The following is a 19,325-nucleotide window of genomic DNA, read 5'->3' on the forward strand; positions in this document are numbered from 1 at the left end:
AAGGTGAGCGTCGAGCAAATCGCTCCGCCAGTGCACAGTGCGTCGACTGCGCGTCACGTGCGAACCTCGCGGCCGAAAGAAATCGCTTGCGACTTCGCGTCATGGATATTGTTGTGCCCAAAGGCGTCAACCAATCGAGCGCATGCTTGCCGAATCCATCGATGACCCCGATGAGCCCGACGAGTGTGTTGTAAAGTCACTCGAGCTCTGCTCGAGAATGATGAATATTTCCTACTCCGTCGCGTGTTTCCCAAGCCCCTCGGGAGCGCCACTACGCCTTTTCGCAAACGCGAGCACCAAAAGCGTCGCCAAATATGGCAATGCCTGCACCAAGTCCCCCACCATGCTCTTCCGAGCTTGATCCTGGAGCGCAATTTGCAGCGCTTCGAGCGTCCCGAAGACAAGGCACGCGAGTGCCGCCCAGCTCGCTCGCCAGCCGCCAACGACGACCGCCGCAAGCGCAATGAATCCGCGCCCCGCCGACATGCCAGACTCGAACCGGTGCTGATCGTAGGCCAAATGCGCTCCCGCCAAGCGCATATCGCCCCGATACCGCCAGCGCCGCAAGACGCGTTTTCGTGATGCCAATCCCGACGCTCGATGCCGCAACCGGGTTTTCCCCCGCCGCTCGTACACGCAAGCCAAACCGCGTGTTTTGCATGAGATACGGCGTCGCTATCAATGCAATGACAGCGCAAATGAAGACAGGATCGACGAGCACACGCGCCAACATCGAATGCCCGGTCGCTCCGGTCGGACCAAACCGAAACCCTTCAATCGATGGCGAATTCGACGAGCTGTCGTAAAGCGCGCGCAAACCCATGCGCGTCGTCGCCAAAGCCAACAAATTGATGGCAATGCCACTGATGACCGCGTGAATACGCGCCTTCTCCGTGAGCAATCCATGGCCGAGCGATACGGCAATGCCCGATCCAATGGGCCGCAACGAGCCCGGGCGATGCGCTGCCCGTCATAAGCAACGGCCACCGATGAAAATGCACCCGTGAGCAGAATGCCCTCGAGCCCAATCTGAATGACGCCCGATCGTTCGGCCCATACCCCCGCAATGGCGGCACACGTATAGGGCACGGCAATGCGTATGGATTCCGCGAGCATCGTGAGCGATACGATCGAGCTCATCGCGCTGCCTCCTTGGCCGCTGCGACGAGCGCAGGCTTTTCTTCAGGTGGCTCCCGATTGCCCTTTCTCGTTGCCTCCTCCTTCGCCGCAGCTCGCGTCGATACCGCGACGAGCACAATGAGCGCTGCTTCAAGCACATCCATGGCTTCCTTCGGCACGCGCATTGACCGCAAGACCCCGCTGCTCGAGCGTTCCCGAGAAAAACCGCCGCGAGCACGATGCCAATGGCCTTGCCGCGTCCGAGCATTGCAACCGCAATGCCGCTCCATCCTGCGCCGGCCCCGAGTCCCAATTCGTAAGAACCTTGTAACCCAATGCGGTCGACGATACCGCAAGCGCCGCGACCGCGCCCGATAGGAGCATCGCCAAAAGCAGCCGCCGCTCGACCACCATCCTCGGCTCGACACGCATCCGCACGCAAACCCACCCAACGAATTTCGCGCCCCACGCGCGTGCGCCGAGCAGTTCCATCACAACAAACACCGAAACGACCGCCAATGGAAAGGCGAAACTCGCGGCGCTCCCGAGCAGCGACGGAAACACGCGATCGAGCCGCGGAAGCGCGGCGCCCGGAGCTATGTCCGCCGTGCGCAGCGACGCCGATCCGAGCACCGTTGCAAGCGCCCACGGAAGAATCGCATCGACAATGCGGTTGACCATGATGGCCGTGATGATCTCGTGCACGCCTCGACGAACGCGAAGGAAGCCCGCACGCAGCGCGATTTTCGTCGAGCCCGTGAAGAGCAGCGGCGTCGCCTTGAAGAGCACTTGCCCAATGCCATACGGCGTGCCCCACGTTCCTTCGTACGCCATGCGCAGCGCCGATGCGGGAGCTTGACCGAACGCAAATGCTATGAGGTCAAACAACAAGATGCCGCCCGCGATCGCGAGCACGATGGGCAACGCTGAACGGAGGTTCTGTGCGGGCTTCATGCGGCCTCCATGCCGAGCATCGCGCGGCCGATGACGTCATCGGGCGTATCTGGCGGCAAGTCGGCGACGATGCGCCCGCCCGAAAGCACGACGATGCGGTGGGACAAACAGCGAGCTCGCCGAGGTCCGCGCTGATCAGAGCACGCCGGGCCCCTTTTCAGCAGCCGAAACGATGGCTCGATGAATCACGGCCGCCGCGCCGACGTCCACGCCGCGCGTGGGTTGCCAACACGACGACTGCCCGATCGGGGCTTGCTTCGATGCGATCGAGCGCCCTCGCCATGACGATCTTTTGTTGATTGCCGCCAGACAAGACCCCCGCCGCACGCTCTGCTTCCGCTGGGAAAACTCCAAAGTGCTCGATACGCCGCGCGATGACGTTCTTCTCTTGCGCCGCACTCTTCCAGATCACCGAGCTCCCCCGAGAACCAGGTTGTCTCCAACGGAGGCTTCGAGCATCAGGCCTTCGGCGTGGCGATCCTCGTGTACGACGGCTGGCGCGCGTCTGCGAGCTCGCATGTCCTCCGCGGATCGTACGTGGTCAAAAGGTTTGCCGCCGAGCTCGATCGTCCCCGTCACGTGGGGCTCGAGGCCCGCGATGGCACGAATGAGCTCGTGTTGACCATTGCCCTCGATGCCTGCAACACCGACGATTTCGCCTTTCTTTACGGACAGTTGGACGCCATCGAGCACACGCTTTCCGTTGGCATCGACGAGCACCAAGTTCTCGATCGTGAGAGCATCCGCGGGTTTGTCCGGGAGCTCTGGAGCCTTGGTCGGTGCAGGAGGCTCGCCGCCCATGATGGCGCGCGTGAGCTCATCTTCGAGCGCAGCGCCTTCCGCACGATCGATCGGGCGCGACGCGACAGTGCGACCTCGCCGCATGACGGTCACGTGATGTGCAAATCGGATGACTTCATGGAGGTGATGGGTGACGACGGCGATGGTTGCGCCGTCTTTTGCGAAGCTTTCCGAGCGTTGCGTAGAGCTCTGCAGCTTCGATGGGCGACAGCACGGCGGTGGGTTCGTCGAGCAAAACGGCACGTGCACCGCGGTAGAGAACGCGCAGAATTTCGAGGCGCTGGCGTTCTCCGACGGCAAGGTCTCGCGTCACTGCATCGAGGTTCACGGTGAGGCCCGTCTGCTTCCTAAACTCGTTTGCGCGCGATCGAGCGGTGGCAAGATCAAGGCGACCAAGTGATCGCGTGGGTTCGGCGCCGAGGACCAAGTTTTCGAGCGCAGTGAAGGCGGAGACGAGCATGAAGTGTTGGTGCACCATGCCGATGGCCGATGCGTTTCCTTCGACGTGCACGTTGCCCGTCGCGTACGGCACGAAGCCTGCGGCAGCCTTGAGGAGCGTGGACTTCCCTGCCCCGTTTTCTCCGACGATCGCGTGGATGACGCCCGGTTCGAGCGTCACGCTGGCATCACGCACGGCCAAGAAGTCGCCGTAGCGAACTCCCAGCCCCTCGATTTTCATGACCGGACCGCGCACGTTCGCAAGGATACCCGGTCGAGCCAAACGGGGGGAACGTTTGTCGTCGTGTGGTACGGAGGGTCGCGGGCGCGGTGGGTTTGTCGCCGGCGCGTGCATCACGGCCGAGTCTGCTGGCTGGACAAATACGATCCAATCGAGCCGCCGTTGCGGTAGAGTCTCGGCATGCCGGGAGCGAACGAATGATGGGGCTTTTTCAGGAGTGGATCGGATTTCTGCTCCGCTGGCTTCACTTGATGGCGGGTATCGCGTGGATCGGGACGTCGTTCTATTTCAACTGGTTCGACTTGTCCGTGAGGCCGCCGAAGGACAAGGTGCTGAAGGAAAACATCCGCGGGACGCTCGATGAAATCCATGGCGGGAGTTTTTATTATCACGAGCAATATTGGCCCGATAAGCATCCCGAGCGGTTGCTCGTGCATTCGTGGCCAGCGAAAACGACGCTGATCACGGGTGCGCTGCTCTTGGCGATGATTTATTGGCACGGGGCGAGGACGTACCTCATCGATCCGAGCGTGGCGGACATTGGACCGCTTGCGGCGATTGGGATCAGCTTCGCGTCGATTGCGGCATGCTGGTTTTTCTACAACGAGGTGTGCTTTTTCTTCGACAACAACCGCACGGTGTTCGTGATCATGGCGGTGTTCGTATCACTTGCGGCCTATGGCTTTCAGCATGTATTCAGCGGGCGAGCTGCGTACATTCACGTGGGCGCGATGCTCCGGGACGTGCATGGGGCTCAATGTGTGGACGTCGATCGTGCCGCACCACATTGCGATGCGAAAGGCGCTCAATGCTGGGGAGCCGCTGGACAAACGCGACGGAGAGCAGGCGAAGCGGCGATCGCAGCACAACAATTACTTTACGTTGCCCGTGACGTTCGCGATGATCAGCAACCATTTCGCGGTTGCGTACAATCATCACCTCGGGTGGGTGATCTTGTGCCTTGCGATGGGGGCTGGCGTGGGCATTCGCCATTACATCAATGTTCTGTACAAGGAAGAGCGCAAGGACAAGCGGCTTCTCACGACCATCGGGGTTGCATTTTGCGGAGCGCTTGGATTGAGTTTCATCAAGAAGCCGGAGCCGGTCGTCGTGGGGCCGGTGGATACGATGACGGCGATGACGATCGTGCAAAAGAGGTGCACGACGTGTCATTCGCAAAAGCCGACGCATCCGACGTTCGTGGCGGCTCCGTCCGGGTTCGTGATGGATACGGTCGATCAGATCATGGCGAAAGCCGAGAAAATCGTTCAGCGCACGTCGGTGTCGCGCGACATGCCGCTCGGTAATGCGACCGGGATGACGGACGAGGAACGGGCGATGCTAAAAGTGTGGATCGAAGGGCAGAAGAAGTGAAAGAGCTCAGGCCGCCCGACAGGTTGGATGTCGACGCTGACAAGCCGCGGATTTTTCTTGCTGGTTCCATAGAAATGGGAAAAGCGGTCGATTGGCAATCGGTGGTCACCGATGCGCTTCGCGATATGGATATCGTGGTGCTGAACCCGAGGCGCGAGGCGTGGGATTCGAGCTGGCCGCAGTCTGCGGATTTTCCGCCGTTTCGCGAGCAGGTCGAATGGGAGCTCGACGCGCTGGAAAAAGCGGACCTCATTCTTTTTACTTTGCGCCGGAGACCAAGTCGCCCATTACGCTGCTGGAGCTCGGGCTGAACGTGCGTCGCAATGTGATCGTGTGTTGTCCCGAAGGATATTGGCGCAAAGGAATGTGGACGTGGTGTGCAGGCGATATGGCATTCCGCAGGTGCCGACGCTGGAGGCGTTGATCGAGCGGGTCAGGAAAGGGGCTCCAGCACGCACGCGGCCAAGTACGCCGCTGATGGTAGAACGCGACGTTGCGAGGGCAAGCGGCCCAGACGTAGCCGCTCCAGTGGTGTGGAGCTCATGCTCCTCGATTCGCTGATGCTCGTCGAGATTCCTGCCGTACGCGCCCTTCCCGCCGAGGCGCCAGCCGATTTTGGTACAGATGGATCTCGTAGCGCTCCAGCGCGCTCGGCTGGCAGGAGCTCGAATGCCGCGGCTTGCTCGCGCGCTCGTCATGCATGGGCCGCGGATGCCGTGCTGACAGCGTGCGGGGACGGCTGGAGACGCGGTGATGCCATGCGATACGTGGGCACTTGCCGCGCTCGGCCGTTGGGTCGCGGGTCAATATGACGCACGTCGGCCCGCGGAGGTCGTCATTTCCACCCGATCATCAGATTGTGCGCTGCCGACGGACGAACGTTGAATGTCGTCACGTGCGTCGTCGGCGGGAGTTTTCGATTCTCACGATGTCAGCGTTCGACTCTCACGATGCTGCAACGTTCGCCCCGTGAATCACGCGCATTGCGTATGTGCCCGCCGGGAATGCGACCGAGCGATCGCCTGCCCGCCATGCTTGGAATGCCTTCCGATATGCGGCGCGGAAGGCTCGCACGGCACGCGCGGCAATGCGGGCCGCTTCGGCATTGCCCGCGACCAACGGCGAACATGGGATTTCGCTGGCAACTGGGTTCATGGGTCGTGATGCGCATTTCGGGTGATACCTTCGCGGCACGTTTTGCACCGAGCACGCGACGCGCGGGAATGCGTGCGTGGGCGGCCGCTTCGAGTTTGGCAAGTTCCACGGCAATATCGTCGCGAAATGCTTGGGCGTTTTCTTTGCAAATCGATGGAGGAAGGGAAACGTCGAGGCTGGTCACGGGCTTCCATTCAGGGTTTTTCGGGCTGAAATAGATGCCGGGGCGTTTAGCATGGATGGTGCCTTTGCCGATGTCATCGATCGTCGTTTTGGCACCGGGCCATTCGTGCGCGTGACGAACGAGTCCTGCTTCGACGGGGTTTGCCAAGGTATAGGCGATTTTTTCGACGATGGCTTGCCGCGTGCACAATTCGACGACACTGGTTTGAGCGCGATCCCAAGGCGATCCGTCCCATTTTCGGAGAATTCTGACGCCAATCGAGACGAGCCGATGGAACAGCTCGAGAAAGCGCGGCAGCGTGCCCATGGGGTCGGAAACGACGTAATGCAAGTGCGTCGACATGGCACAAAAGGCGTGAACCTGAATGCCGTGCCGAAGCGCGGAGACGATGAGCGCGTAGAGAATGAAGCGGGTCATTGCGGGATCGGGGCGCAATAGGCAATGGCGACGCTCGGTGCGGCGCGTAACGAGGTAGGTGGCTCCGGGGCGGATGGGGCGGGGCTGGCTCATGGCCGGAGCGTATTGCGAGAAGTATGCCGGCGGAAGGCGCTCAATAATTTCGAATAGTTATGATCGATTTGGGGCCGACCGAGGGTGGCGACCGCCATGGCGGAGGGTGGCGGCCGCCAGTTTTCCCGCCAGTCTACGGCTGTGAGTGTGCCTACCAATCGCCAACCTCGGTGGGCGATTCTGGGCGGCTTCTAGCGCTTCTTTCGCGCATACGTCGCGAACTGGTCGGCGCGATTGGGGTACTCGTTGGGTTTGTTATTTTTGGGCACCACGCACCCATTCTTCTCGGAAAAGACCCAATCGCCCTTCTCGAGTGCCGCCACGTAAAGCGCGAGCGCGTCTCGCAAGCTCGAGCCGAGCACCACGAGGTCGCATTCGGTCACGAAGGTGATGAGCTGGCCGATTTTGCCTTTCGGACCCGGGAAGAGGTCCAGGTACGTGTTATCCCCGTCCCACCATCGATTCCCAGCGATGGGAATGCGCTTGGCGTGCCAAAGGACCGAATGGATTCGACCGTGCTCCACGACCTTGAAGTCGGTCTGGGGATATTCTTCGGCGAGCGCGAGTTCCTCCTTCCAGCGCTCGACGACGGCTTCGAGCGGTGCGAGCGGCGAGCACCCCGGCATCCATTCGAATAGGCTGGACTCATCGCCATCCTGGCCGTCGTGCAAGAGGAGCGAGGCGCGAAAGTCGTCGGGAAAGCGCAACGAAAGTGCTTCCTCGGCGGCAACGATCGCTCGCTCCGACGCGCCTTTGCGGAGGCCGAGCTCCCGCCCGGCATTTTTGGCGGCCCATGATCCCAAACGTTCCCAAAGACCATTCATGAAACCGAGCATCGCATGACTGGCACCGTTTCCCAAAGGGGTTGGCACCTTTTCCCAAAGGAGTTGGCACCTTTCGCTCGCGCTCGTGCAGACGTGAGCGATCAGGGCGGGAGCGCGGCGACGAAGACGTCAGGCGCGGTGCCGTTGGTGCTGATCGCGCCGGGGCCAAGATCCATCGTCCCGATGAAGCCGCCGGCGAGGAACGGCGTGCCCGAAGGCCCGAAAGCGCCGGCCACGCGGTGGTTGCCGTCCTCGTTCTGGCCGTAAATGGTGCGAGTCCACAGTACCTTGCCAGAAACGGCCACGGCAGCGGCAAAGAGGCCGCTGATGGGCGGGCCCAGCGCGGCGGCAATCAGCGCCTCGTCGTTCGGGCCGACAGCGAGGGACGGGATGACCGCAGCGGGGGCGCCGACCATGACGGGCGTGCTCGTCGCACCCGTCGTGTCGAAGCGCTGGATCGGAAACCCCTTGCCGTCCCACACGCCAAGCAGGACCAGATCGCCTGACGGCGCGACCTGCGCGTCGGTGACGAGCGGAGAGATCAACGACTGCCAGCGGTGCTGACCGGAGGCGTCGAAGCTGGTCACGAAGCCGGTCTGGTGAGGCACCACGCTCACGGGCCCGCCGCCGAAATCGACAACTGCCCCCGGCGAGGTGACGATCTGGCCAGCGACGGCGACGTCTCCCTCGGGCCACGCGACGACGGAGAGGTTCGCCCCCGCGACCGGCTGCGACTCGAGCGCGAGGATCTTCCACCAGACGAGCGCGCCCGACGGATCCAGCTTGGCCACGAAGCCGTCATGCCCGAAGGAGGTGCCTTCGCCGAGCGTGATGTCATCGTACCCGAGCCATCCGCTGAAGAACCCCGCGACGTAGACGTTGCCCTGCGCATCCGTCGCGGGACGCGTGACGATCATCTGAGAGCCGCCGAATGCGTGGCTCCAGACGTGGTCGCCAGAAGCAGTGAGCTTGGCGATCGCCGTCGACGTGGGACCGCCGTTCACCGGACCGCCGCCGAAATCGGCGACGCCGATGTAGCTCGCGGTGAGCAGGATGGCTCCGTCGCCAGCGAGCGCGACCTGGGTGGTGCCGATGGAGTCGTAGATCCCGGCGACGGCGCGCGCGAACGGCGCGCAACCGGCAGGCGCGAGCCGAGCGACGAACAAGCGGCCCTCGAGCGCGAGCGGCGGCTCGGGGAAGATGTCCCCTTCAGACGGCGGCACGGCAGGCCCGTTCAGCGTGGCGACGCCGAGGTCGAGCGTGCCGTGGAAAGCGCCGGCGATGACTGGATAGCCGTGCCGATCGACGGCGATCGAGGCACCGACCTGCCGCATGCCGTCGCCAAAGCGCTTCGCGAACGGCGTCGTGGGCGCGGACATGCAGGAGTCTGCCGAGTCTTCGAGGGGCACGACGTCGAGGAGGTCGCTACGTGCGCCGCAGGCGGTGAGGATGATGCAACAAAGGGCTGCCGCGCCAACGCGCGAGGCAATGCTGCCAACGCGGTTGTCACCGCGCCGCGTGCAATCCTCCGGAATCGCTGGGAAAATGAGGGATCGTCGGGGGGTGTTCATGATGGGTCGGGACCCGCAGCAATCATCGTGCCACGAATGAGGATCACCTTGCCCCGTCGAGTTACCTCGGATGAGCCGTTTTCGTGCGGATTCTGGGTGCGATGTTGAGCCTTGCGTTGCTGAGCAAGACGTGACGTCAGCGCGCGAGAATCCTGCGCACGCGCCCGACTTCTCCCGATTCCAACCGCACCTTGATGCCTCGTGGATGTGTCGACGAGCTCGTCAGAATATCGCGCACAATGCCTTCCGTGAGCGCTCCCGTTTCCTGATCCGCTTTCATGACGATCGCCACGCGCAATCCTCGTCGAATCTGCGCTCGCTGCGTCCCTCCGGGCTCGCCCGCTGGCGATACATCCGCTGGATTCGCCTGTCGAACGATCACGACCTCGCTCGCTCCTGCATTGCGCAGTAGCGTCGCAACGCGCTCGCATTCGGCAGCCATCACGAGCAAGTCGCGCCCCTCGATTGCGACGGTTTGCCCAAGTGTTTCTCGCCATGGCTTACCGAATATGCTCAAATATTCCTGTGGTACACCAATGACGCGCGTAATCATCGTTTTCTCCGCCGCATCGAATTCGTCGCGCACGACAATCCGCCCGAGAGTCGGCTTGGTTGCTGGGGATGGAGCAGACGGCTTCGGCGCGGGCGCAGGCGCGGCATGACGCAGCGACGAGAACGGCTTGTGTTTCAGACCTGATTCGGGCGGCACGGGCCGTCAATCTAGCGCGGTATCGACCGCCGACAACACGAAATTCTCGACGGCGAAGCATGGCCAGGTCAACAACCGATTGAGTATCGCTGCAAATGTGGTATCCGTCGATGCTCTCGTCGTAGGGTGCCTGGGCCCCGCCCATCTCATGTCGCATCACGAAATGCTTTGTGCCGCCATCGCATACAATTCGCAAACGTACGGCGATCGAGCCATCAGCTCATGACGACGACGCGCTCGATAGTGGAGAACAGCATGAGCATCGCGGAATTCACCACGACTATCGACGGGCTGAACATTCATTATTGCCACGCCGGTGATACCGGACCGGTGGTGGTGCTGCTACACGGCGGCGGAATCGACTCGGCGCGCCTGTCGTGGGAGCTGCTGATTCCCGAGCTCGCGCACACTCACCGCGTTTTTGCGCCTGACTTTCCAGGCTACGGCGAGTCCGACAAACCTGCAGACCTTCCGTATACGCTGGAGTACCTCGCTGCGTTCGCCATCGAGTTTCTCGATGTGCTGAGGATTGAAAGGTGCAGCCTGGTAGGCATTTCGATGGGCGGGGCCGTGGCGATGAGCGTGGCGCTCGATCAACCCGAGCGAGTGGAAAAGCTGGTTTTGGTGGACAGCTACGGCTTGCAGCGCAAGGTTCCGCTGGGCAAACTCGGTTATCTGTCGGTGCACGTACCTGGCATGCAAAGATTTACCTCCGCAATGATGCGCAGCCGCGCGGCGATCAAATACTCGCTCGGCGTGCTGCTCAAAAAACCCGGCGCACTGACCGAAGAACTGGTGGACCTGGCGCACGCGGAAGCAATGCGCCCCGGCGCGGGCATAGCCTTCAGCGCCTTCCAGCGCAGCGAAGTCACGTGGAACGGAACGCGTAGCGTGCTGCTCGACCGCCTGTCTGAAATTCAAGCGCCCACATTGCTCGTCCACGGCACCAAGGATACAGCCGTGCCCGCGGAGAGCTCCCGCGAGGCACAGCGCGCCATTGCCGGCGCGCGATTGGCGTGGCTCGAGGGCGCGGGTCATTGGCCGCAGCGCGACGACCCGAAAGCCTTCAACCGCGTCGTCACTGATTTTCTGCGCGATCGACGTATGGATGCGTAGACTCAGCGGGGACATCATGAATGAGGATCTGTCCAACGGATGGGAAGCGGTAGCCGAGCGGTTCATCGAATGCCGATCGGACATTGGGGCCGCCACCGTTCGGCAATGGGCGACATGTCTGCCGAAAGGCGGCTCGGTCCTGGATGTCGGTTGTGGCTCGGGGGTCCCCATTTCGATGGCCCTGATGGACGACGGATTCCAAGTCGCTGGATTGGATGCATCTCCGACGTTGGTCGGCGCATTCCGGACGCGCTTTCCCGGCGCGGTGGTCGCGTGTGAGGCGGCTGAACAGAGCCGCTTCTTCGGCCGAACGTTCGACGGCGTCATCGCGATTGGCCTGCTATTTTTGCTCTCCGAACAATCGCAGCGCGAGCTCGTTCGCCGTCTGGCAAGCGCGCTCAGGCCAGGCGGGCGCCTCCTTTTCACCGCGCCGCACGAGCGATGCGTCTGGACCGACCAGCTCACGGGACGCACGTCCCTATCCCTGGGAGCTGCGGAGTATCGACGGCTGCTCGAAGGCGCGGGAATGGCGCTCGCGCGCAGCCTCGAAGACGAAGGCGAAAACCATTATTACGACGCGCTCGCAGTGGGCGGCACGCAAATGACATGCCGGCACCTGTTGCACGACCAAAGATGAAGCAAACGCTGCGACGAATCCGCAATGAATCAATCCCCACTTCGTTGGACGAACGTAAGTAGAACTGCGCTTTGATTGGCTCGAGTGTGGAAAGCGAGTCAAACGACATCGTCACCACACAAAATTCCATTGACCATCCATCGATCGGCAAATGATTGGCGCAGAGCCACACGCAGATATTGCGTTTGTCGCGTCGTCGGTTGGGCGCCGATGGAGGCGACTCGTGCAAACTTTGCGTCGCGAGCCATCGATTTCGCGTGATTCTACGCTCGGTACGCACGTTGCATAACGTCACGGAATCTTTCGACGCAGTGGAGGGTATTGTCATGCGTGGCCATCGTTTGGTCGGCTTCGTGGCCGTTCTAGGAATTACATCAATTGCAGGGTTTGGTTGCGAGAACAAGCACTTGGCCCGGCAAAATCAATCGACGGGCGTGCTCGGCGCGTCGGCCTCCATCGCGGACTTGATGAAGGCGCGCAACCTGACCGAAGCGGATGTCGAGGCGGCGCTCAAGACCTACGTCCCCACGGGCAAGAAGGACGAGTATTACATCTTCGCATCGGGGGGGCAGTCCGGCAACGTCAATGTCATGGGCGTTCCTTCGATGCGAATGCTGAAAGTGATTGCCGTATTTACACCCGAATCGTGGCAGGGGTGGGGATATGGCAACGAAAGTGAGAAAATTCTCGAACAGGGCAATCAGGGGAACCGCAAGATCCGATGGGCGGACGTGCACCATCCGAATCTATCGGAAACGAAGGGGGATTATGACGGCGAATTTCTTTTCGTGAACGACAAGGCGAATGCGCGCGTGGCGGTCGTGGATCTGGAAGACTTCATGACGAAACAAATCGTCCCCAACCCGCTTGCTGCGAGTGATCACGGTGGGGCGTTCGTCACGCCGAACACGGAATACGTCATCGAGACGAGCCAATATCCAGCGCCGCTCGGGCGTGAATATGCGCCGCTGTCGCAATACAAAGAAAAATATCGCGGCGTCGCGGTGTTTTGGAAGTTCGACCGCGCCAAAGGTCGAATCGATGTCGAAAAGAGCTGGGCGATGGAACTGCCTCCGTACACGCAGGATCTTGCCGACGCCGGAAAGCTCGACAGCGACGGATGGGCATTCATCAATTCGTTCAATACCGAAATGGCCATCGGCGGAACCATGGAGGGCAAACCGCCGGTCGAATCTGGCGCATCGCAGAACGACATGGACTATCTTCACGTGATCAACTGGAAGAAGGCCGAAGAGCTCGTGAATGCAGGCAAGTCGACGACCATCGCGGGCATGCGTGTGCTTCCCATCGACGTGACGGCTGCAGAGGGCGTGTTGACGCTCGTCGGAGAACCCAAGAGCCCCCACGGCTGTGACGTGACGCCGGACGGAAAGGCCGTCGTCGTCGGCGGCAAACTCGATACGCACGCGACGATTTACGATATCGCGAAGATGAAAGCGCTCATCGAAGCGAAAAAGTTCGAGGGCAAGGACGACTTTGGCATCCCCATCATGGCGTTCAAAGACGCGATTCAAGGCCAAGTGGAAGTCGGGCTCGGCCCGCTGCACACCGTATTCGACGACAAGGGCAATGCATACACGTCCGTGTTCATCGAGAGCGTCGTTGCGAAATGGTCGTGGAAAAACTTCCAGCAACCGGTGGAAAAGCTGAGCGTTCATTACAACATCGGCCACATTCTCTCGGCGGAAGGAGACACGGTGAGCCCAGATGGCAAATACTTGGTCGCAATGAACAAAATGTCGATGGATAGATTCTTGCCCGTCGGACCACTCTTTCCGCAAAACTTCCAGCTCGTCGACCTGACGGGTGAGAAAATGCGGCTGCTCATCGACATGCCGATACCCAATGCCGAACCCCATTACTCGCAAATGATCAAAGCGGACAAGCTCAAGGTCCTCACCGCATACAAGATGGGGACGAACCCGATCTCGGGCGAAATCGATCCGCACAGCGCCGCGGGCGGCAAGGAAGGCATCAAGCGGGACGGCAACAAGGTCTCCGTGTACATGACTGCCATTCGCAGCCATTTCAAGCCGGACCAAATCGAGGTCGAGGAGGGTGACGAGGTGACCATTCACTTGACCAGCTTGGAGACCGCGGACGACCAGACACATGGATTCACCATCGACATGTACAACGTCAACGTGAGCCTCGAACCGGGCAAACACGAAAACATCTCGTTCATAGCGGACACGCCCGGTACCTTCCCCATGTACTGCACCGAATTCTGTTCGGCGCTACACTTGGAGATGATGGGATACTTCTTGGTAAAACCCAAGGCCAAATAGGTTTGTCTCAGGGCCCTGCACGAAACCACGGGAGAACGTCATGCCGGACAAAAATGTTACACACAAACCGGATGCGCATGATCGTGGTGGAGCCTCGGACGGGCACGTGCACCTGCAAATGGTTCGGCACGAACACGGAGCGAAGCCTCGTTGGGATTGGGCGAGGTGGCCCGTGTTCGTGCTTGCAGCGGCGTCGGTCGCGCTCTTTGCCACTTCGTACTTCCAACCTTGGTGGCATTTCTGGCTCTATGCCCCCCAATATCCGTCAGGCCTCGAGCTCATCATATCGCTCACGGGAATGGGCGGACAGGTTCACGAAGTCGACATCTTGAATCATTACATCGGGATGCGGCACCTTGCCGATGCCGCGCCCACAGAACGTCAATTGGCGGGATATGGTGTGGCAATCGTCAGCATTGTCACGTTTGCCTTTCTGATGTTTTCCGGAAAAAAACTCAACAAGATCGTGGCGATTCCGGCCATCATGTTTCCGATCGGCTTTCTCGCCGATAGTTTCTATTGGCTCTACACGTTCGGTCACGACCTCGACCCCAAAGCACCCATCAAGATTCAGGCGTTCACGCCGGAAATGTTTGGAAACGGCAAAATTGGTCAATTCGAAACATTTGCGGCGCCGGATCTTGGTTTTTGGTTGGCGGTCGCGGGCGTCGTGTGTGCCTTGGGCAGCGCATTTCTTCGTAGCCGAGTTTGCTCGAATTGCCCCAACGCAGGCGAATGCAGTGCGGTGTGCCCTCGCGCCATGGTAATGTCCGCGCGTTCGAGGAAAAGCTCGTGAATCGTTGGCTTTGCAGATCGACCTTGGGCATTGCGCTCGTCGGTTGCCTTGCAAGCGTGGGCTTGGTCTTCGTCGAGCCGAATGCTCGTGCGAATCGAGCCGTTGGGGTCGGGGAAGACGCCGTGGCCGGGCCGCGCGACGTTGCATCCGAAGGCGCCGTGGTGGCGTCTTCGTTCGACGAATTGCGGGCCATGGTCGCCGATCCCCGAGGGCCGGGACAAATCGAGTTACTGCCGCAGATCTACCGCGGAAACCTCGTCATCGAACGTCCCGTCGTCATTCGCGGCCAAAACGGCGCCATCCTCGATGGTGCCAAAGTTTCCACGGTCGTTACGGTGCAAGCTTCCAACGTGGTCATCGAAAATGTCGTCGTGCGAAATTCCGGCGGAAGGCATACCGCCGAAGACGCCGGCATCAAGGCGACGGGCGATCGCATTCGTATTGCGCACGTCCGTGTCGAGCAATCGCTGTTTGGCGTGTCGCTTCAAGCCTGCACGCATTGCCTTCTCGAAAAGGTCCACGTCGTGGGGCCGCGTGACGATGATTCTTTGCGCGGCGACGGAATCAAGCTATGGGAAGCTCATGATTCGGTCGTTCGCGGGTGTATCGTCGAATATTCACGAGACATGGTCGTGTGGTATTCTCGACGCACCACCGTCGAAAACAACATCGTGCGCCACTCCCGATACGGCTCTCATTTCATGTATGCGCACGACGCAGTCGTTCGCGGGGGCAAATATCATGACAACGTCGTGGGCATTTTCGTGATGTACAGCCGACGTTTGAACCTCGAAAACAACATCCTTGCGGGGGCACGCGGAGCTGCGGGGGTCGGGTTGGGTTTCAAGGACAGCGACGCCATTTCAATTCGAGGCAATTGGCTCGTCGCGAACACGGTCGGCACGTACCTCGACAACACGCCACGCACGCTGCAGGACCCGGTGACGTTCGATGGTAACGTCATTGCCTTGAACGACGTTGCGCTTCGCCTGCACGGTAGTGAAAAGGGGCTGACGCTGACGGGCAATGATTTTCGCCAGAATTCCACGTTGCTCGAAGTCGATGGCGGCGGTAACGCGCTCGGGGTGGACATCCGCAGCAATCACTACAGCGATTACGAGGGATACGATATCGATGGCAATGGCGTGGGTGACGTGGCTCATGAGGTCAAAGCATTGTCGAGCGAGCTGACGCAGACTCGGCCGACGATCGCTTTTTTCCGCGGAACGGCAGCCATGGGGCTGGTTGACGCCGTGGCCCGCGCCGTTCCCGCATTCGCATCGAGAAAAATATTCGTCGATCCCACCCCGCTCGTCAACCCTCCCCTCATCGCACGGCCATGATCAACGTCTCGAGCGTCAACAAACGTTTTGGATCCATCCTTGCCTTGCAGGATGTATCGATATCGATTGGACAAGGCGAACGCGTTGCCTTCGTGGGGACGAACGGGTCTGGCAAAACGACGCTTCTTCGCGTCATCCTCGGGCTCTTGCCATTCGATGGAACCGTGACGGTCGGCGGTTTCGATGTGGCTCGTTCGGCGCATCTTGCATTGCGACACATGGCGTACATCCCCCAAATCGCTCCGCCCATCGATGCACCGGTCAAAGAAGTCGTTCGCGCCCAGGCGCATTTGCGAGACAACCCCGTAGATGCCACATATGCATGTGCCAAACGCTTGGGGCTCGATCTTGGAGCGAGCGGTTCCAAACGTTTTCGCGATCTGTCCGGCGGCATGAAACAAAAGCTGCTCGCAGCCATGGCGCTCGCTTCGAACGCCCCCATCCTCGTTTGCGACGAACCCACGGCAAACCTCGATGGAGACGCTCGGAATGCGTTTTTCCAGGAGCTCGATCGCCGATCTCGTGACAGCATCGTCATTCTTTGTTCCCATCGAATCGACGAAGTCCGGCAAATCGTCGACCGCGTCCTGCAACTCGAAGAAGGGCGGGTCGTCCGCGATGCGCCACTGGCCGACGTATTGAGGTCGCTCAAAGCATTCCGCGTGGAAATTCTGTTTCGAGAAACCTCGGAACAAGCTCACGAAGCATTGTCGGCGCGAGGTTTTCAGCTTTCGGGAAAAAACCGATATGCCGCTCGGGTGGCCCAGCATGAAAAGCTCGCGCTCATCAAAGAATTGCTCGACGAATATCATGATTTGGTGCTCGACGTGAGCGTCGTGCCCATCGAAGACTTTTCTTTGGCCATATCGGAACAGGCATTACGAACGGACGGGGTGGCATCATGAAACGTCGTTGGTTCTTGGGCAGCGTGGTTGCTCTTGCGACCTTGGTCGCGTGCGAAAAGGTCAGCGAGCCGAATGAACCCGTCTGGGGGAAACAACCTTGTGCGCATTGTGCAATGGTCATTTCCGACAAACGTCATGCCGCGCAAATCGTCAGCGCCGATGAGCGCAAATACTTCGACGATATTGGATGTATGATCGGGTGGATTCACGAGCGCAAAGTCGAGCCGCAGAAGTCATGGGTACGTGATACGACGTCCGACAAGTGGGTGGAGGCGACGCGAGCGCGATATGTCGCAGGGGCACACACTCCAATGGACTTCGGCTTCGAAGCGACGATGGACAAGGGCATTTCGTATGACGAGATGCGCGCCGCGGTGCTCGCCAAGATGCAGGTGGGGCCGTGAAACAGCCGAAAGCTTGGCGCATATTGTTTCGTCTGGAGTTTGCCGAGGCGCTTCGATCGCGGTGGGTTCTCTTTGCGGCCGGCGTTTACGGACTTCTTTTTGCCGGTTTCGTGTGGTTCGGACTGAGTGAAAGCAGCGTGCTCGGTTTTACCGGGTTGTCCCGTGTCGTATTGAACATTGCCAATGCCGTCGTGCTCGCCATTCCGCTCGTCGCGCTGGTTGCCACGTCGCAAGTCGTCGTACGAGCGCGCCAAAGCGGCTTTTTCGAGCTCATGTTGACGCAGCCCGTTCGCAGGCGAGATTGGTTCATCGCGACGGTTGCATCTCGGTTTCTCATGGTGCTCGGCCCGCTGCTCGTGTTGTTCGTCGGGGCTGCCATTGCGAGTGCTTTTCGCGTGGAGCAGGAAGCCGGGCTTGCGGCCATCGTTGCCCGCTGTCTTCTCGTGACGGTATCGCTCGGATGGGCTTTCCTCGGGCTCGGGTTTTGGACATCATCCGTTGCGCGGACGCCGGAGCGAGCGATGGTTTTGGCACTGCTTTTATGGCTCGTGTCGAGCGCGCTTCATGATTTTGCGCTTGTGGGGGCGCTGTTGCGTTTCAAGTGGCCTCCGGCGGTCGTTTTTGGGCTCGCTGCGGTAAACCCCGTCGAAACAGCTCGAATTGCCGTGCTCGGGTGCGTGGATCCGGAATTGTCGGTACTCGGTCCCGTTGGTTTTTGGCTCGCCAATACGCTTGGCCCCAAGATGACCCTGGCGCTGGGCATCGTGTGGCCCGCATTCATTGGTACGGTGAGTTTTCTCAGGGCCGAACGGCATCTTTACCGGGCGGATCTGGTTGGTTGAGCACGAGTGCCGCAAATCGCGCATTCATCCACGCGACACCGAATTGCACGAGGTCCTCTGCTTCGACGAGCTCGCTGCGCGCGTTACCGACGAGCCCGCAAGACGCGCGACCCGTCGCCAAATAATCCTTCAAAATGAGCGCAAAATAATCCTCGAATGGCCAATCCACGATGCCTTCGTTGTCGTCGAGGCAATCGACGTAGCGGATCACCGGCTCTGGGGCGGCCGCAATGCGCCGGTATCGACGTACGCGTCGTTTTTGCGGCAAATCCACCAGATACTCGGCCCAGTGCAGCACGGTCGTGGTATTCATATCGGCGCCGAGCCGGAGCACTCGCCCGCCCATTTTGCACAATCGCTCGAGCGGCGAGCCTGGGCCGAAGTAATCGTGCCACGGCGGATCGCGAAGCAGCTCGATTGCCCGCGCACCTCGCGCTCCGAAGCGTCCCTCCGGGTGGTCGGTCACGAGCGTACCTGGCTGCTGACGGAAAGCTTCGGCGAGATACCCGACGTCCGGATCCGCGGGCGTGGTCGACTTGTCGAAAGGCTCGGCGTTTTGCAGATGTGCGGCCCGCTCATGTTCAGGGAGATCGTTCACCCAGGCCGAATCGTCTCGCGCACCGAGGACCATCATGGTCGTTCCACCCTCGAAAACGGCTTGGTCCAGCGCGTCGACCACACCTCGAGCGCCGCCTTCGATGGGCCCGATTGCGCGGAGGGAAGCGTGGATCATCAACGTGTCACCTGCGCGAACGCCGAGTTGTCGGAGGTCCCGCACGAGGTCCAGGGGGCTTTGCATGGGTGGAGCTTACTGCATTCTGGGGTTATCGAAAAACAGAACGCCTCCTCAACGGCTGAGAACGCGTCTTTTTCTGGGCCAAAGGCTTTCGCAGCGGCTGGGAACGCGAGTCTCCGCGGGAAACACGTGATCTTTCTCGCTAAAAAGGCGAGTCTCCGCGGGAAACACGTGATCTTTCTCGCTAAAAAGGCGAGTCTCCGCGGGAAACACGTGATCTTTCTCGCTAAAAAGGCGAGTCTCCCCGGAAAAGGCGCAGTCACAGCCGCTAAAAGGGCGGCTCGCCCGTGCAATGTC

20 protein-coding genes and 3 pseudogenes are annotated in these 19,325 nt (G+C 60.5%); 10 read left to right on the top strand and 13 right to left on the bottom strand.

The window, feature by feature from the left end; all coding sequences use genetic code 11:
• Positions 1-231: 231 nt before the first annotated feature.
• The 7 genes and pseudogenes from IPM54_12135 to IPM54_12165 all read right to left on the bottom strand — a co-directional run bounded on the left by IPM54_12135 (position 232) and on the right by IPM54_12165 (position 3,568).
• Entirely contained in the window at positions 232-588 is a 357-nt protein-coding gene (locus tag IPM54_12135; GenBank protein ID MBK9260562.1) for a hypothetical protein, read from the bottom strand.
• Positions 536-946 (bottom strand): annotated as a pseudogene (locus tag IPM54_12140) (hypothetical protein). Before IPM54_12140 ends, IPM54_12135 begins: the two are co-directional and overlap by 53 nt.
• 190 nt (positions 947-1,136) lie before the next feature.
• Positions 1,137-1,283: a hypothetical protein gene (locus IPM54_12145; GenBank protein ID MBK9260563.1), complete on the bottom strand. Its 147-nt coding sequence runs from the start codon at positions 1,281-1,283 to the stop codon at positions 1,137-1,139.
• Entirely contained in the window at positions 1,270-2,073 is an 804-nt protein-coding gene (locus IPM54_12150) for an ABC transporter permease (protein MBK9260564.1), read from the bottom strand. The genes IPM54_12145 and IPM54_12150 overlap by 14 nt, the downstream gene beginning before the upstream one ends.
• A gap of 157 nt (positions 2,074-2,230) precedes the next feature.
• A complete protein-coding gene (locus IPM54_12155; GenBank protein ID MBK9260565.1) occupies positions 2,231-2,485 on the bottom strand; it encodes a hypothetical protein in 255 nt (84 codons plus the stop codon).
• Positions 2,482-2,958, bottom strand: a complete 477-nt coding sequence (locus IPM54_12160; protein ID MBK9260566.1) for an ATP-binding cassette domain-containing protein — start codon at positions 2,956-2,958, stop codon at positions 2,482-2,484. Before IPM54_12160 ends, IPM54_12155 begins: the two co-directional genes overlap by 4 nt.
• A 31-nt stretch (positions 2,959-2,989) precedes the next feature.
• Positions 2,990-3,568 (bottom strand): ATP-binding cassette domain-containing protein, encoded by a 579-nt coding sequence (locus IPM54_12165; GenBank protein ID MBK9260567.1) that lies wholly within the window; start codon positions 3,566-3,568, stop codon positions 2,990-2,992.
• 182 nt (positions 3,569-3,750) lie between these two features.
• Here IPM54_12165 and IPM54_12170 point away from each other — a divergent pair, with 182 nt between their 5' ends.
• Together IPM54_12170 and IPM54_12175 are read left to right on the top strand one after the other, a co-directional pair.
• Positions 3,751-4,860: a urate hydroxylase PuuD gene (locus IPM54_12170; protein ID MBK9260568.1), complete on the top strand. Its 1,110-nt coding sequence runs from the start codon at positions 3,751-3,753 to the stop codon at positions 4,858-4,860.
• A gap of 63 nt (positions 4,861-4,923) precedes the next feature.
• A pseudogene (locus IPM54_12175) lies at positions 4,924-5,488 on the top strand (hypothetical protein).
• A 384-nt stretch (positions 5,489-5,872) separates the two neighbouring features.
• Here the strand turns inward: IPM54_12175 and IPM54_12180 are convergent.
• The 4 genes and pseudogenes from IPM54_12180 to IPM54_12195 all read right to left on the bottom strand — a co-directional run bounded on the left by IPM54_12180 (position 5,873) and on the right by IPM54_12195 (position 9,613).
• A pseudogene (locus tag IPM54_12180) lies at positions 5,873-6,776 on the bottom strand (transposase).
• A 191-nt stretch (positions 6,777-6,967) separates the two neighbouring features.
• Positions 6,968-7,600 (bottom strand): SMI1/KNR4 family protein, encoded by a 633-nt coding sequence (locus IPM54_12185; protein MBK9260569.1) that lies wholly within the window; start codon positions 7,598-7,600, stop codon positions 6,968-6,970.
• Between the two features lie 101 nt (positions 7,601-7,701).
• Positions 7,702-9,171 (bottom strand): hypothetical protein, encoded by a 1,470-nt coding sequence (locus tag IPM54_12190; GenBank protein ID MBK9260570.1) that lies wholly within the window; start codon positions 9,169-9,171, stop codon positions 7,702-7,704.
• Positions 9,172-9,307: 136 nt separating this feature from the next.
• Positions 9,308-9,613 (bottom strand): YwbE family protein, encoded by a 306-nt coding sequence (locus IPM54_12195; GenBank protein ID MBK9260571.1) that lies wholly within the window; start codon positions 9,611-9,613, stop codon positions 9,308-9,310.
• A 489-nt stretch (positions 9,614-10,102) separates the two neighbouring features.
• Here IPM54_12195 and IPM54_12200 point away from each other — a divergent pair, with 489 nt between their 5' ends.
• Both IPM54_12200 and IPM54_12205 read left to right on the top strand, forming a co-directional pair.
• On the top strand, positions 10,103-10,996 hold the full coding sequence (locus tag IPM54_12200) for an alpha/beta fold hydrolase (protein ID MBK9260572.1): 894 nt from the start codon (positions 10,103-10,105) through the stop codon (positions 10,994-10,996).
• A gap of 16 nt (positions 10,997-11,012) precedes the next feature.
• Positions 11,013-11,633 carry a class I SAM-dependent methyltransferase gene (locus tag IPM54_12205; protein MBK9260573.1) on the top strand — a complete coding sequence of 207 codons (621 nt, stop codon included), beginning with the start codon at positions 11,013-11,015 and terminating at the stop codon, positions 11,631-11,633.
• A gap of 98 nt (positions 11,634-11,731) precedes the next feature.
• Here IPM54_12205 and IPM54_12210 read toward each other — a convergent pair whose 3' ends face one another.
• Positions 11,732-11,881, bottom strand: a complete 150-nt coding sequence (locus IPM54_12210) for a hypothetical protein (GenBank protein MBK9260574.1) — start codon at positions 11,879-11,881, stop codon at positions 11,732-11,734.
• Positions 11,882-11,959: 78 nt separating this feature from the next.
• On the opposite strand from IPM54_12210, the gene nosZ reads away from it, so the two are divergent.
• From nosZ to IPM54_12240, 6 genes are read left to right on the top strand one after another with little or no spacing between them, the layout of a single operon-like run.
• On the top strand, positions 11,960-13,942 hold the full coding sequence (gene nosZ / locus IPM54_12215; GenBank protein MBK9260575.1) for a Sec-dependent nitrous-oxide reductase: 1,983 nt from the start codon (positions 11,960-11,962) through the stop codon (positions 13,940-13,942).
• 40 nt (positions 13,943-13,982) lie between these two features.
• A complete protein-coding gene (locus IPM54_12220; protein ID MBK9260576.1) occupies positions 13,983-14,738 on the top strand; it encodes a hypothetical protein in 756 nt (251 codons plus the stop codon).
• Positions 14,735-16,081 (top strand): nitrous oxide reductase family maturation protein NosD, encoded by a 1,347-nt coding sequence (gene nosD / locus IPM54_12225; GenBank protein ID MBK9260577.1) that lies wholly within the window; start codon positions 14,735-14,737, stop codon positions 16,079-16,081. The genes IPM54_12220 and nosD overlap by 4 nt, the downstream gene beginning before the upstream one ends.
• Entirely contained in the window at positions 16,078-16,986 is a 909-nt protein-coding gene (locus IPM54_12230; GenBank protein ID MBK9260578.1) for an ABC transporter ATP-binding protein, read from the top strand. The genes nosD and IPM54_12230 overlap by 4 nt, the downstream gene beginning before the upstream one ends.
• Positions 16,983-17,390, top strand: a complete 408-nt coding sequence (locus tag IPM54_12235) for a nitrous oxide reductase accessory protein NosL (GenBank protein ID MBK9260579.1) — start codon at positions 16,983-16,985, stop codon at positions 17,388-17,390. Before IPM54_12230 ends, IPM54_12235 begins: the two co-directional genes overlap by 4 nt.
• Complete coding sequence (locus IPM54_12240; GenBank protein MBK9260580.1) at positions 17,387-18,232, top strand: ABC transporter permease subunit; 846 nt, start codon at positions 17,387-17,389, stop codon at positions 18,230-18,232. The genes IPM54_12235 and IPM54_12240 overlap by 4 nt, the downstream gene beginning before the upstream one ends.
• Here the strand turns inward: IPM54_12240 and IPM54_12245 are convergent.
• Positions 18,189-19,031, bottom strand: a complete 843-nt coding sequence (locus IPM54_12245) for an AAC(3) family N-acetyltransferase (protein MBK9260581.1) — start codon at positions 19,029-19,031, stop codon at positions 18,189-18,191. The genes IPM54_12240 and IPM54_12245 overlap by 44 nt on opposite strands.
• Positions 19,032-19,325: the final 294 nt, after the last annotated feature.

The sequence above is a fragment of the Polyangiaceae bacterium genome, assembly GCA_016715885.1.
GTDB lineage: Bacteria > Myxococcota_A > Polyangia > Polyangiales > Polyangiaceae > Polyangium.

Excerpts from the sequence above, each read along its gene's own strand:
- IPM54_12145 (MBK9260563.1), bottom strand. The coding sequence starts at position 1,283 with ATGGATGTGCTTGAAGCAGCGCTCATTGTGCTCGTCGCGGTATCGACG.
- IPM54_12150 (MBK9260564.1), bottom strand. The coding sequence starts at position 2,073 with ATGAAGCCCGCACAGAACCTCCGTTCAGCGTTGCCCATCGTGCTCGCG.
- IPM54_12160 (MBK9260566.1), bottom strand. The coding sequence starts at position 2,958 with ATGCGGCGAGGTCGCACTGTCGCGTCGCGCCCGATCGATCGTGCGGAA.
- IPM54_12170 (MBK9260568.1), top strand. The coding sequence starts at position 3,751 with ATGATGGGGCTTTTTCAGGAGTGGATCGGATTTCTGCTCCGCTGGCTT.
- IPM54_12185 (MBK9260569.1), bottom strand. The coding sequence starts at position 7,600 with ATGAATGGTCTTTGGGAACGTTTGGGATCATGGGCCGCCAAAAATGCC.
- IPM54_12190 (MBK9260570.1), bottom strand. The coding sequence starts at position 9,171 with ATGAACACCCCCCGACGATCCCTCATTTTCCCAGCGATTCCGGAGGAT.
- IPM54_12195 (MBK9260571.1), bottom strand. The coding sequence starts at position 9,613 with ATGGCTGCCGAATGCGAGCGCGTTGCGACGCTACTGCGCAATGCAGGA.
- IPM54_12200 (MBK9260572.1), top strand. The coding sequence starts at position 10,103 with ATGACGACGACGCGCTCGATAGTGGAGAACAGCATGAGCATCGCGGAA.
- IPM54_12205 (MBK9260573.1), top strand. The coding sequence starts at position 11,013 with ATGAATGAGGATCTGTCCAACGGATGGGAAGCGGTAGCCGAGCGGTTC.
- IPM54_12210 (MBK9260574.1), bottom strand. The coding sequence starts at position 11,881 with ATGGCTCGCGACGCAAAGTTTGCACGAGTCGCCTCCATCGGCGCCCAA.
- nosZ (MBK9260575.1), top strand. The coding sequence starts at position 11,960 with ATGCGTGGCCATCGTTTGGTCGGCTTCGTGGCCGTTCTAGGAATTACA.
- IPM54_12220 (MBK9260576.1), top strand. The coding sequence starts at position 13,983 with ATGCCGGACAAAAATGTTACACACAAACCGGATGCGCATGATCGTGGT.
- IPM54_12230 (MBK9260578.1), top strand. The coding sequence starts at position 16,078 with ATGATCAACGTCTCGAGCGTCAACAAACGTTTTGGATCCATCCTTGCC.
- IPM54_12235 (MBK9260579.1), top strand. The coding sequence starts at position 16,983 with ATGAAACGTCGTTGGTTCTTGGGCAGCGTGGTTGCTCTTGCGACCTTG.
- IPM54_12245 (MBK9260581.1), bottom strand. The coding sequence starts at position 19,031 with ATGCAAAGCCCCCTGGACCTCGTGCGGGACCTCCGACAACTCGGCGTT.